Source organism: Streptomyces sp. NPDC039423, assembly GCF_055598725.1.
The window spans coordinates 221841-234268 of the sequence record NZ_JBVKAH010000010.1; the positions used below are offsets into that span (position 1 = coordinate 221841).

At 72.9% G+C, this 12428-nt stretch carries 12 protein-coding genes; all 12 read left to right on the forward strand.

Annotation, left to right across the window (positions count from 1 at the left end; genetic code table 11):
- Positions 1 to 182: 182 nt before the first annotated feature.
- The gene (locus ACZ7LK_RS28010; protein WP_471143967.1) at positions 183 to 2681 is read left to right on the forward strand and encodes a dCTP deaminase domain-containing protein; all 2499 of its coding nucleotides are present in this window, start codon (positions 183 to 185) and stop codon (positions 2679 to 2681) included.
- 2 nt (positions 2682 to 2683) lie between these two features.
- The gene (locus ACZ7LK_RS28015) at positions 2684 to 3928 is read left to right on the forward strand and encodes a hypothetical protein (protein WP_471143969.1); all 1245 of its coding nucleotides are present in this window, start codon (positions 2684 to 2686) and stop codon (positions 3926 to 3928) included.
- Entirely contained in the window at positions 3928 to 4710 is a 783-nt protein-coding gene (locus tag ACZ7LK_RS28020) for an HAD-IIA family hydrolase (RefSeq protein ID WP_392276699.1), read from the forward strand. Before ACZ7LK_RS28015 ends, ACZ7LK_RS28020 begins: the two co-directional genes overlap by 1 nt.
- Positions 4707 to 6410 (forward strand): alkaline phosphatase family protein, encoded by a 1704-nt coding sequence (locus tag ACZ7LK_RS28025; protein WP_392276698.1) that lies wholly within the window; start codon positions 4707 to 4709, stop codon positions 6408 to 6410. Before ACZ7LK_RS28020 ends, ACZ7LK_RS28025 begins: the two co-directional genes overlap by 4 nt.
- Positions 6411 to 6414: 4 nt before the next feature.
- Positions 6415 to 7530: a DUF6001 family protein gene (locus tag ACZ7LK_RS28030; RefSeq protein WP_392276697.1), complete on the forward strand. Its 1116-nt coding sequence runs from the start codon at positions 6415 to 6417 to the stop codon at positions 7528 to 7530.
- Positions 7527 to 8225 carry a DUF6031 family protein gene (locus tag ACZ7LK_RS28035; protein ID WP_469464052.1) on the forward strand — a complete coding sequence of 233 codons (699 nt, stop codon included), beginning with the start codon at positions 7527 to 7529 and terminating at the stop codon, positions 8223 to 8225. Before ACZ7LK_RS28030 ends, ACZ7LK_RS28035 begins: the two co-directional genes overlap by 4 nt.
- A gap of 39 nt (positions 8226 to 8264) precedes the next feature.
- A complete protein-coding gene (locus ACZ7LK_RS28040) occupies positions 8265 to 8699 on the forward strand; it encodes a type II toxin-antitoxin system RatA family toxin (protein WP_392276695.1) in 435 nt (144 codons plus the stop codon).
- Between the two features lie 17 nt (positions 8700 to 8716).
- Positions 8717 to 9820 carry a hypothetical protein gene (locus tag ACZ7LK_RS28045; protein ID WP_471143972.1) on the forward strand — a complete coding sequence of 368 codons (1104 nt, stop codon included), beginning with the start codon at positions 8717 to 8719 and terminating at the stop codon, positions 9818 to 9820.
- Positions 9817 to 10377: a DEAD/DEAH box helicase family protein gene (locus ACZ7LK_RS28050; protein WP_392276693.1), complete on the forward strand. Its 561-nt coding sequence runs from the start codon at positions 9817 to 9819 to the stop codon at positions 10375 to 10377. The genes ACZ7LK_RS28045 and ACZ7LK_RS28050 overlap by 4 nt, the downstream gene beginning before the upstream one ends.
- Positions 10374 to 10901 carry a dCTP deaminase gene (locus ACZ7LK_RS28055; RefSeq protein WP_469464053.1) on the forward strand — a complete coding sequence of 176 codons (528 nt, stop codon included), beginning with the start codon at positions 10374 to 10376 and terminating at the stop codon, positions 10899 to 10901. Before ACZ7LK_RS28050 ends, ACZ7LK_RS28055 begins: the two co-directional genes overlap by 4 nt.
- Positions 10888 to 12240 carry a cation:proton antiporter gene (locus ACZ7LK_RS28060; protein ID WP_471143973.1) on the forward strand — a complete coding sequence of 451 codons (1353 nt, stop codon included), beginning with the start codon at positions 10888 to 10890 and terminating at the stop codon, positions 12238 to 12240. The genes ACZ7LK_RS28055 and ACZ7LK_RS28060 overlap by 14 nt, the downstream gene beginning before the upstream one ends.
- 55 nt (positions 12241 to 12295) lie before the next feature.
- On the forward strand, positions 12296 to 12428 hold a 133-nt coding region (locus ACZ7LK_RS28065; protein ID WP_471143985.1), incomplete at its 3' end, for a hypothetical protein.

Genomic DNA, 12428 nt, shown 5'->3' on the forward strand with positions numbered 1-12428 from the left:
GTGTCCCCGCCCCGCCGTGCCCCCCACCGGCCGGGTGTCTCCACCCGCCTCGCCACTCGCGCTCCCGACCCGCCCCCGTCGCCGTCCCCGGGGCGGGCACCGGTTCCCGGGCCGTCCGCCCGCGCCGGGCTGCCGAGGCGTTCCCCAACCCTTATGCGAGAACGAGCGAATAGGTCGACCCCATGATCCTTACCGGGACCGAAATCGAGCGGGAACGGACGAACGGTCGTATCACGATCGAGCCCTTCACGCCGGAGCAGGTCAACCCCAACAGCTACAACTTCCGCCTCGGCAAGACCCTCCGGGTCTACCAGGACCTCCCGCTGGACGCCCGGCGCACCAACGAGTTCGAAGAGATCGAGATCCCGGACGACGGCTACGTCCTGGAGCCCGGCCGGCTCTACCTCGCCCACACCATCGAGGTGCTGGGCAGTGAGCACTACGCGCCCACCTTCGCCGCGCGCTCCTCGGTCGCCCGGCTCGGCCTCTTCATCAACCTGTCCGCCAGCCTGGGGGACATCGGCTACACCGGCCAGTGGACGCTCCAGCTCTACAGCATGAACCGCGTCCGGGTGTACCCCGGCATCAACATCGGCCAGATGATGTGGTGGCGGCCGCAGGGCGAGATCGTCCTCTACGACGGCAAGTACCAGGGCTCCGTCGGTCCCCGCTCCAGCGACATCCACGTCGACTTCGACAAGCAGTTCGCACGGCAGCGCTTCCCCGGGGTCGGGGCGACGTTCGACCCGGCCGAGGTGGGCCCCAAGTTCGCCCAACTTGCCGCGTCCAGCCACGACTTCCGCGTACCGCCCGCGTTCTGCGTGCCCGCCGGTGAGTTCACCGACGCGCTCACCGACGAGCAGAACGCCGCGCTCGCCGACGCCTTCGCCGACCTCAAGGCGACCGTCGGGGCCTTCTTCACGGACTCCGTGCCGAAGATCGAGAAGATCGGCGCCGAGATCCGCGTCCCCGAGCAGGCCCGCAAGCTCCTGACCGCGCGGCTGAACGAGATGTTCGGCGACGACGCCGAGCTCGCCGTCCGGTCGTCGGGCCTCGACGAGGACACCGGTGAGTCCAGCCTCGCCGGCATCCACCAGACCGTCCTCGGGGTCCGCGGCGCCGACGCCGTCGTCGACGCCGTCGAGCGGTGCTGGCGCTCGCACTACGAGGCGCCCGCCGTCGCCGCCCGCATCCGGGCCGGTGACTTCTCCCCGGTGCCGCGGCTCGCCGTGATCGTGCAGCGGCTCGTCCGCCCCACCCTCGCCGGCGTCGCGTTCACCGGCCTGGACGGCGCCGACGACGACCGGGTGACCATCGAGTACGTCGAGGGCCTCGCCGACGAGCTCGTCGCCGGTGTCGCCGACCCCGAGCGCACCGACTCGGCCGCGCTGGCCGGGGGACCGGCGGCGCCGGACGACCCGGCCCACGGCGTCCTGACCGAGGTCGTCGGCATGGTGCGGCGACTGCGGGAGAGCCGCGGCCACGACGTGGACGTCGAGTGGGCGGCCGACGCCGACGGCGTGCACCTCGTCCAGGTCCGCCCGCTCACCGCGGCCCGCGACGTCCGGCAGAGCTCCACCGAACCGGTCACCGAGGCGCACCGGCTGTACGTCGACACCCTGCCCGCCGGCTTCGGCCTGGGCGCGGTGGCCGCCGTGTACAGCGGCTACACCGCCAAGCGCGGCCCCGCCCACCGGCTGGCCCACGCGCACGGGGTCTCCACCGGCGCGGGCTGGGTCATCCGCTTCAACGGGCGCGGTCTGCACGGCGCCGAGGGCAGCGCCTCCTTGCGCGACACCCTCTCCGGCGGCACCGACGAGTGCGTGCTCGACTTCGGTGACACCCTCCGCCAGATCGTGGTGCCCAAGGAGGAGGTGCCGCACCAGCTCGCCGTCACCACCGGCGTCACCCCCGAGGGCTCCGCCCTCCACACGGTGGTCGTACGCGACTTCATCCGCGGCGACCTCGGCGTGATCTCCCGCCGGGCGGGCGACGACGGCCTCGTCGTCGAGTACACCGACGAAGGGCTGATGGCCCTCAACCGCGGCACCGCGGGCGGCGAGGCGATCCTCGTCAAGGGCCTGGCCGCGGGCTACGACGACCCGTCCAACGTCACCTGCCCGGACACCGGTACGGCCCTGCTGCCGCACCTCGACGAGCTCGCCCGCTTCACGGCGGCGATGCACGCCGAGCACGGCCCGGTCACCCTGGAGTGGGTCTTCGACCGGGGCACGCTGTACTTCGTCGACTACTCGGTCCTCGGCGGCGGTGACGCCGTCACCGTCTCCCACGGCGAGGTCTGCATCTCGCCCGGCACCGCCCGCGGACCGCTGCTGCGCCTGGACGACGACGCGCTGCTGCGCAGGCTGTCCATCGGCCCGGCCGTGAGCATCGACAAGTCCCAGGACGTCAGCGAGCACGAGGGACTTGCCCGGATCCTCGACCTGGTCAGGTCCTTCGACGAAAAGCCCGTGATCAGCGCCTCCCGGCCCTACGCGGTGCTCTCCGTCCTCATCGAGCACGTCGCGGGATTCGTCTTCGACAAGGGCTCGGCCCTCGGGCACCTGGCGATCCTGCTGCGCGAGGCCGGTGTCCCCGCGGTGACCGCCGCCGGGATCAGCGGAGCCGAAGCAGTGATCAGCGATGGCACGGTCGCCACGACCGGCCGCAAGGGAGAATGACCGTGAGCGACACCCACGCACCCCTCACCCCGGCGCCGGGCCGGCGGGCCTGGCTGGCCCTCGGCGGCCTGCACCTGCTCAACGGCACCGCCCCGCTCGCCGCCGGCGACGCGGTGGTCCTCGTGGAGCTCGACGCCCCCGTGGAGCGGGACTTCCCCGGCAACACGGTCGTGCTCCACTGGGACCGGCTCGGCCCGCTGGAGCTGGCCGCCCGTACCGTCGACGGCACCGCCCGGCACACGGCCAAGGCGCGCGGCGAGGAGCTCTTCCCCGGCATGCTGCCGGGTACGGCGCTGACCGAGGCGGTGACCGCCGTCACCGGCGGGCCCGCCGGGCCGCTCGTCCCGCTGTTCTACATCACCGCGGACGGCGACCGTGCCCATGTGCACAGCCAGATCCGCTTCCTGGCCGAGGACGCCTGCTTCATCCGGATCACGTCCGAGGCCGTGGACACGGCGGGCGTCGAGGACCTGGCGTGGCTGCCCGAGGCCGTACGGCTGCACGCCGAGCAGTTCCTGTTCCTCAACAACCACCAGCGCTACTACCGCAAGTGCTTCCAGGGCAACGAGCTGGAGTACAAGTACACGCTCGCCCCGCCGGTCGACACCTGGACGCTGACCGTCGAGCTCTACCGCAGCCTCCTCGCCGGGGACCTGCCCGGCTACGTCATGGAGTACCGGGACGAGTACCAGGCCTGGGACTACCTCAACCACCTGTTCGAGGTCACCGGCCCCACCGAGGCCGAGCGCGGCTACGCCTCCTTCATCCCCACCACCGACGGCAAGCACCTGCTCAAGCGCAAGTGGTACGCCGAGGACGCCTTCGAGCGCCGGGAGAGCCACACGTACGGGCTCGACCTGGCCGACGACGGCGGCTTCGAGCGGTACCTCACGGAGGAACTCCGGGTCCAGGCCGTCCGGCTGCCGTCCTTCCGGCGGGTCCGCTACGACATCAACTTCGAGTCGGCGCGCACCGGCCACGTCTACGGCGTCTTCTTCGACCACTGCAGTCTGGTCGAGGCCCGCGACGTGACCCTCAACCAGTGCGAACTGGAGTACCTGCGCAGCCGTGTCGCCGTCGAGCCCGACGAGTCCGAGGTGCTCGCCGAGATGGAGGTGATCGTCGCCTGGCTGGAGCGGTTCCTGCGCGAGCGGGGCCTCAACGACCAGCGCGGCTTCTACTCCAAGCGGACCTTCCTCAAGGACGCCGTCGCGGCGCGGCCCGAGCTGGCACGGGCGGTGGGCTGATGCCGGGCACCGGGGTGCGGGCGGTCCTGCTCGACCTGGAGGGCACGCTGTACGCCAGGGGCGCCGTGATCGACGGTGCCGTGGAGGCGGTGGCCGCCCTGCGGCGGCTGGGGGTCGGGCTGCGCTTCCTGACCAACACCGACTCCAAGCCGGCGGAGACCATCCGCGCCGAACTGGCGGGCTACGGACTGGACGTGGCGGCCGACGAGCTGTTCACCCCGGTGGTCGCGGCCGCCCAGCTCCTCACCGCCGCCGGTGCCCGCACCTATCCGCTGGTCTCCCGCGAACTGCGCGGGGCGCTGCCCACGCTCGCCGACGAGCCCCCGTACAGCCACGTGCTGATCGGGGACTGCCGCGACACGCTGGACTACGCGGCCCTCGACGGGGCCTTCCGGGCCGTACGGGACGGGGCGCGGCTGCTGGCCCTCCAGACGGGCCGCTACTTCAAGCGGGCCGACGGGGACCACCTGGACACCGGGGCCGTGGTGGCGGCCGTCTCGTACGCCTCCGGCGTCGAGGCCCGCGTCCTGGGGAAGCCGGCCACCGACTTCTTCGCCCTCGCGGCCCTCTCCCTGGGGGTGCCGGTCACCGCGTGCGTGGTGGTCGGCGACGACGCCACGACCGATGTCGCGGGCGGCCTGGCCGCCGGGCTGCGCACCGTCCAGGTGCGCACCGGCAAGTACGCGGACCAGCGGGCCGAGGGCCTGACGGGCCGGGCCGACCACGAGCTGGACTCGGTGGCGGACCTGCCCCGACTCGTCGGGGAGTGGGTCGGCGCATGACGGTGTACTGGGTGGTCTGGGACGCCGGGGCGCACTGGGTCGTGGACCGGCTCGAACGCGAGGGCGCGCTCCCCGCCGTCACCCGCATGCGGGAGCGCGGCGCCTTCGCGGCGGCGCGCCCCGCCCGCCCCAACTGCCAGACCCCGCCGTCACTGGCGACCCTGTTCACCGGCACCTGGCCGGCCGAGCACCAGGTCACGGGCTACACCGTGCCGGGTGCCGGACAGGGCGTCGCCAGCCATGTCAGCGGCTTCTCGCCCGGGTTCCCGGCGGTGCCGCCGGTGTGGGAGACGCTCTCCGAGAACGACCTGACCAGCGCCCTGGTGCACGCCCCCTGGGTGTTCGACGCCGAGGACCGGGTCGGGCCGCACGTGGACGGCGCGGTGGAGGCCTACAGCAACCGGCTGACCCGGCACGCGGTCCGCGCCCTGGAGCCCTGTCCGGGGTTACAGGACTGGGAGATCGGCGGCCACCACGTCGAGGCCCGCGTCGAGGCCGGCCCGGCGGGCCCGCGCGCGGTGCGCGTCGGGGTGCCGGCCGCGGCCGGCGAGCGGCTCACGCTCACGCCCGGCGACGACTGGCGGCCCCTCGCCCTGGACCCGGAGCACGGCACCTGGGTGCGCTGCGTCCGGGCCGAGGAGCGGCTGATGCTGGTCCACACCGGTGTGTGGCGGGCCCGCACCGCGGGGCGCAACCGGGAGACGCTGCGCCGGCTGGCGCAGTGCCCCCCGTTCGCCGGTGAGGGCGTCGGGCCGCTGTACCGCGAGGCGGTGTTCGGCCCCCGGCTCGCCGAGGGCGGGGACGGCTCGGCCGAGGAGGTCTTCCTCTCCTCGGTACGGTGCGTGGCCCGGTCCTTCGGGGCGGCGGCCGACGCGGTGCTCGACACGCACGACGCCGACCTGGTCGTCGTCTACCTGCCGATGACCGACGACGTGGGCCACGAACTGCTGGGCTGGTGCGACGAGTCCAGCGCGGCCCACCGGCCGGACATCGCCGACCGGGTGTGGTCCTACATCCGGCGCTGCTACGGCTGGTCGGACGCGATCCTGGGCCGGGTGCTGGACCGGGCCGGCGCCGAGGACACGGTGGTGCTCGGGGCGGACCACGGCATGGTCGGCAGCAGCCACCTGGTGCACCTCAACGACCAGTTGGTGCTCGCCGGGCTCGCCGTGTGCACCCCCGGCGGAGAGCTGGACCCGGACGGGTCGCAGGTCTTCTACCACCCGGCGAACAACGGCTCCCTGTGGGCCGCCGAGCGCGTGGCCAAGGACCCGGCGTACGCCCGCAAGGCCATGGCACAGGCCCGCGAGGCGCTGTCCGCGATCACCGATCCGGACACCGGCCGCCCCGTGCTCACCGGCTTCCTCGACCGCGACGGCGCGCCGCTCACGGACCCCGACGCCGACCCGGCGGTGGCCTACGTGGCACTGGCGGACGACTACCAGCCCACCGCCCAGCTCCTGGGCGAGGGCCCGGTGGTGCGGCGGGTCCCCAAGACCGGCGCCCACGTGGTCAACACCGGCGACAGCAGGCTCCACGCGATCCACGCGGCGGTCGGGCCGGGCATCCCGGCCGGGGCCGCGGCGGGCGTCGTCGACAACACCTGGCCGGCCGCGCTGGTGCTGGGCCAGCTCGGCATGGGCCCGGACGCCGCCGGCGCCCGGGGCACCGGCCTCCACGAACCGACCGACGAAAGATGATGGTATGCCGTCCGGCTTTCCCCACATCCTGACCCCCGACGAGCTGACCGCCCGCCGCCACGCCCATGTGACGGACTTCCTGGCGGGGCGCGGCCTCGACCCCGGCCGGCTGTCCGCGCTGATGCGCGAACGCGTCGGCGAGGGCCGATTGCTGCTCACCAGCTCCCCCGTGCACGGGCTGGCCAACCCGACCAGTGACCTGGACTTCATCCGCATCCAGCGCGACGCCATCGACGGCCCCCGGATCTCCACCAAGATCTTCGACGAGGGGCACCACCTGGAGGTCGTCTCCTTCAGCGAGGCGGAACTGGCCTCGAACCTCGACGAGCTGACCCGGCTCGCCGGCCTGCCGGCCGAGCGGACCGTGGCCGGCTTCCGGGCCTGGGACAAGCAGCGCGAGCCGCGCCGCAAGCAGACCGAACGCATCGTCAACGGCATCGCGATGGACGGCACCGCGCCCTATCTGGCGTGGCTGCCCGCACTGAGCACGGTCTGGAGCCGGGCCGCCCTGCACACCGCCGTCGAGCAGGTCGTGCACACCGCGCTGGCCGAGGCGGCCGGCGAGACCCGGGGCCGGGTCGGCTACGCGTACAACGTGCTGCTCCACCTGATGGACGCCCTGCTGTCGCACCACGGCGACGTGTACACCACCCGCAAGTGGTACGTGCTGCGCTGGACCCGCCTCATGGCCGAGGGCGGCTGGCACGACGCCCGGCTCCAGTCGGTGGCCTCCGGCCTGGAGGTGCTCCGCAAGGGCGTCAGCGCCCACCTGGACCCGGCCGCCGCGCACGAGCCGCTGGCCGGGACGTACGCGGAGCTGGTGGCGGACGCGGTACGCGCCACCGGCACGGCCGCGACCGTCACGGTCGCCGTCGAACTCGCGGGCGAGCCCCAGCCGTTCCTGCCGGGTGCCTCCGTGCTGCTCGGCGCGGGCGCGGGCAGCGGTGTCGTCCTGCCCGGCGTCGGCACCGGGGCGGACCTGCCGTTCACCACCGGCGCGGTCGGCCTGGACGCCCCCGCCGCGCTCGACGCCCCGGCGGCCGCCTCCCTGCTGCGGGCGCTGCGCGCGGGCGCGGCGACCCTGCGGATCGGCTACGTGACCGGGGAGGACGGCCGGTGACGACGTACGACGACACACGGACCGGCCCCGGCACCGGCCCGCGGGCCGACCGGACCACCCGCACCACCACTTCCACGACCACCCCCACGACCACCGACACGGACAGGGGCGACCGGGACATGACCGAGGACCGCGGCCGAGTGCCGCGCACCACCCGCGGCGCGGCGGACCTCACCGCCTTCCCCTCGGTGCGCGCCGGCCACATCATGACCGGCCCGCACGCCGTGGAGGCCTGGGTGCAGGCCGCCTGGCTGATGCTGGCCGAGGGCCGGGCGTACGTCGAGGACCTGGAGGGCGGCACCGAGCAGCCGCAGATGCAGCAGGCCGCGAAGCTCCGCTTCCTGGAGCAGCTCCTGGACATCGACCAGCGGCTGGCCGGCCGGGCCGCGGTGGACGACGCCCACTGCCTGGCGCTCGCGCTGGAGTACGGGATGCGCGAGGTGGTCGACGCGACCGGCCCCGAACTGGCCGCCGTCTTCGGCCTGCACGAGGAGTTCGGCGGCGACGCCTGCGCCGTCGGGGAGATCCACGTCCTCTGGGAGCGGCTCCTCGACGCCTTCCCCGGCGAGCTGCCGGACCGGCTGGTCGCCGAAGGACAGCGGGACATGCTGCGGACCCTGCGGGTGTGGGCGCGGCTGGCCCGTGCCGCCGGGCTGGACATCGGGTTCCTCGCCCCGTTCATGAAGGCCGCCTGAGAACCGTCGCCCGCAACCGATACAGAGAGTGAGGTGCACATGCCCAAGATCCAGGCGGACGCACTGGTCGAGGGACGTACCCCGGACGAGGTGTGGGCGGTCGTGAAGGACAGCCCCCTGGTCGCCTCGCGCGCCCGGCACGTCGTGTCCGTACGCCCCCGGTCGGAGCAGGACAAGACCTTCCGCATCAACGAGTGGACCCTGCTGCTCAACGGCAGCGAGGTGACCTGGACCCAGCGGGAGGCCGCCGGCCCCGGCCTCCGGCTGCGCTTCGAGCAGCTCGACGGCGACCTGGAACGGCTGTCCGGCCAGTGGTCCGTGACCGAGGCCGGCACCGGCACCCGGGTGTCGCTCGCCATCGACTTCGAGCTGGGTGTCGACGGCCTCGCCCCGCTGCTCGAACCCATCTGGTCCCAGTCGTTCCAAGCCCACGCGGACGAGCTGCTGCGGGCCCTCACGACCGTCGCCGCGTAACGGAGAGTGACCTGAACATGCGTCTCTACCTGAACTTCCTGCACACCACGGTGCGGTTCGACGTGGCCGAGGACGCGGAGGGGGTCTTCGAGCCCGTCCGGCGGTTCTTCCGGCACCTGCTCGGGCCGGACGCCGCTCACGAGCCGACCTTCCGCATCGACGTGCGCTCCTACGACCCGGACGCGGACGTCGCCCCCGAGGTGTGGGAGCTGCCCCAGTCGGTCATCCGGCGCAGCAACGCGGCCGAGTTCAACTTCGACGCGCACATCGTCGAATCCGGCTCCCGCAAGCAGTACGTCAACCGGGCCACGCTGCTCGACGCCCCGGCCGACACCGCGAAGGACAACACCTTCCTGGTACGGATCACCGAGGGGTCCACGGTCCAGGTCCTCGACTTCGTCCGCGACCTGGTCATCCGGCACGAGGAGAACCTCGGCACCGTGGTGCTGCACGCCTCCGGCCTGCACCGGGACGGCGAGGCGGTGATCATCGCCGGGCCCAAGGGCGCGGGGAAGACCACCACGCTGCTGTCCGCGCTGCGCCGGCCCGGCTGGCAGTACTTCACCGGCGACAAGCTTTTCTGCACCGTCGAGGACGGCGAGATCCTCGTCCACCCCTGGCGCGACTACCCGTACGTCGGCGTGGGCACCATCCGGGCCGACAGCCGGCTGGAGCAGCTCGTCCGCGACGGCGTCGACCCCCGCATCGACGACCACGAGCCCGGCCACAAGATCCTGATGGACCCCGACGTGTTCGAGTCCTGGCTGGGCGCCGAGTTCACGGCCGAGCCCAAGCGGCTGGCGGCACTGCTGCTGCCCGAGGTCAAGCCCGGGGAGCCGCTGACCGTACGGCACCTGACGGACGACAACGAGCGCTGGGCCCACCTCAACAAGATCGTGGACCGTCAGGTCGACACCACCTTCTTCACCTGGCAGTCCTACCTGGTCCCCGACTACGCGGCCTTCTACCGCTCCCTCGCCGAACTGCGCCGGGTCCTCGGCACGGTCGACATGGTGCGGCTGCGGGGCACCCTCGACGTCGACCCGGACGCCGTCCTCGGCCGCACCCCCGCCGGCTCCGCCGGCCCTTCCCGTACCGCCGAGCAGGAGAACGGACGATGACCACCGAAGCACGCCGCACACTGCGCATATCCGTCGTGGGACTGGCCGGGGCGGGCAAGTCCACCTGCGCCTCCCTGATCGAGGAGTTCGCCCGCGACAAGGGCCTGAGCCACGCCCGGATCAAGCTCGCCAAGCCGCTGTACGACCTCCAGGCGGAGGTGTACCGCACCGCCGGCGGCACGCTCCACGACGGCGCCCAGGACCAGATCCTGATGGAGGCGCTCGCCGACGCGATGAGACGGATCCGCCCCGACTCGCTGGCCGCGGACTTCGTCGCCCGCCTGGCCGACACCGACGCCGACCTCGTCGTCAACGACGACCTGCGCGACCCGCACGTGGACGCCCCCGCCCTGCGCGGCCACGGCTTCCGCGTCCTGCGCATCACCTGCGACGAGGAGCTGCGGCAGCGGCGGCTGGAAGGCCGGGGCGACCCGTCCCGCGCCGACCGTTCCACCCGGGAGATCGACCTGATCACCCCGGACGCCGTGATCGACAACGGGGCGGGCCTGGACGAGTACCGGACCGCCGTCCACGAGCTGCTGGGGAGCTGGCTGTGATTCTGAGCGGACCCGAGATCCTGTCCGAGGTACGCGCCGGACGGATCCACATCGACGACTTCGACGCCGAGCGCCTGGAGCCGAACAGCTACGGCTTCCGCCTGGCCGACGACATCCTCTGGTACGAGCAGGACGTCATCGACTGCTTCGAGCCGCCGCAGGCGGCGCACGTGAAGATGGGCCCCGAGGGCATGGTCCTCGAACCGGGCCGCTTCTACCTCGGCGGCACCATGGAGGCGATGGGCAGCCCCCACTACGCGGCCACCCTCTACGCCTGCCGGTCCGCCTCGACCCTCGGCATCTGGATCCAGTTCTCCGCCCCGCTGGGGCACAGCGGAGCGGTCTTCCCGTGGACCCTGGAGATGAAGGTCGCCCACCCGGTGCGGGTCTATCCCGGGATGATGATCGGCAAGCTGGCCTTCTGGTCGATGCAGGGCGAGGCGGTCGGCTACGACGGCAAGTACACGGGCTCGTCCTCGGCCGTGGCTTCCCGCTTCAGTCTGGACGCCCGTGTCTCAGACTGACCTCTTCCGGCTGCTGGCGGCCCTCGCCCTGCTGCTGGCCGCCGCCCACGGGACCGGCCGGCTCTTCGCCAGGATGCGGCAGCCACCGGTGATCGGCGAGATCCTCGGCGGCCTGCTGCTCGGGCCGACGGTGCTCGGGCGGCTGGCGCCGGAGGCCCAGGAGTGGCTGTTCCCGGGCACCGGCCCGGCGGCCTCCGGGCTGACGCTGGTCTACCAGTTGGGCATGCTGCTGCTGATGTTCACGGCGGGCGTGGAGATGCGGACGGTCTTCTCCCGCCGGGACGGCCGGACCGTCGTGGTGATCGCCCTGGCCGGCATGGCCGTGCCGTTCGCGCTCGGCCTGCTGGTGGTCAGGGTCATCGACACCGCGGACGTCATGGGCCCGGCGGACGACGTCACGGCGCTCACGCTGATCATCGCCTGTGCGATCGCGGTGACCAGCATCCCGGTGATCTCCAGGATCATGCTCGACCTGGGGATCGTGCGGACCCGGTTCGCCCGGGTGGTGCTGTCCGTGGCGGTGCTGGAGGACATCGTCCTCAACGTGCTGATCTCGGTGGCGCTGGGCATGGTCGCCGGCGGCAAGGAGGGCGGCTTCGGGCTGGCCCACACGCTGGGGATCACCTCGTCCGACGCCTCCGCCGCGTACCACTCGGTGGCCTCGGTGGCGTTCTTCGGCCTGATGGTGGCCGCCGCCGCGGTGCTGCGCCGCCGGCCGGGCACCCGGGCCGGCACGGCGGACCGGCCCCCGGGCCGGGTGGCCGTACGGATGGCCGTGATGCTGGCGGTGACCGCGGCCTGCGTGTTCCTGGGGGTCGCGCCCATGTTCGGCGCGTTCGTGGTGGGGCTGCTGTCCGGGATGACCGGGATGACGGCGACCAGCGAGTCCCTGGTCCACATGCGGGGCTTCGCGTCCGGCTTCTTCATCCCGGTCTACTTCGCGATCGTCGGCCTCAAGCTCGACCTCGTCCACTCCTTCGACCCGGTGTTCACCGTGTCGTTCGTCCTGGTGGCCTGCGTGGCGAAGGCGGCCAGCGTGTACGCCGGGGCCCGGCTGACGAAGCGGCCCAAGGCCGAGGCCCTCGACCTCGCCGTCGCGCTCAACGCGCGGGGCGGGCCCGGCATCGTGCTGGCGACGGTCTCGTTCGACGCCGGGATCGTCAACGCCTCGCTCTTCACCACGCTGATCCTCACCGCCATCGTCACCTCGCAGATCGCCGGCTGGTGGCTCGAACGGGCCGTACGCCGGGGCGCCTTCACCGTCCAGGACGGCCCCGATCCCGTACCGCCGCAGCCCGACCGGCCCGCCAAGGAGCCCCTGGACGCCGCCACGGGCTGAACGATCCGCCTGACGCCACCCACCCCTTCCACCTCGCGACCACGGGAGCCCCCACTTGGCCACGCCGCCCGCCGCTTCTCGTACCGGCACCGTCACGACGACCAAGCACATCTTCGTCACCGGGGGTGTCGCGTCCTCCCTCGGGAAGGGCCTGACGGCCTCCAGCCTGGGTGCGCTCCTGAAGGCGC

What these genes read in the sequence shown, in the direction of transcription:
- ACZ7LK_RS28010 (WP_471143967.1), top strand. Translation starts at nt 183, where the DNA reads ATGATCCTTACCGGGACCGAAATCGAGCGGGAACGGACGAACGGTCGT.
- ACZ7LK_RS28020 (WP_392276699.1), top strand. Translation starts at nt 3,928, where the DNA reads ATGCCGGGCACCGGGGTGCGGGCGGTCCTGCTCGACCTGGAGGGCACG.
- ACZ7LK_RS28025 (WP_392276698.1), top strand. Translation starts at nt 4,707, where the DNA reads ATGACGGTGTACTGGGTGGTCTGGGACGCCGGGGCGCACTGGGTCGTG.
- ACZ7LK_RS28030 (WP_392276697.1), top strand. Translation starts at nt 6,415, where the DNA reads ATGCCGTCCGGCTTTCCCCACATCCTGACCCCCGACGAGCTGACCGCC.
- ACZ7LK_RS28040 (WP_392276695.1), top strand. Translation starts at nt 8,265, where the DNA reads ATGCCCAAGATCCAGGCGGACGCACTGGTCGAGGGACGTACCCCGGAC.
- ACZ7LK_RS28045 (WP_471143972.1), top strand. Translation starts at nt 8,717, where the DNA reads ATGCGTCTCTACCTGAACTTCCTGCACACCACGGTGCGGTTCGACGTG.
- ACZ7LK_RS28050 (WP_392276693.1), top strand. Translation starts at nt 9,817, where the DNA reads ATGACCACCGAAGCACGCCGCACACTGCGCATATCCGTCGTGGGACTG.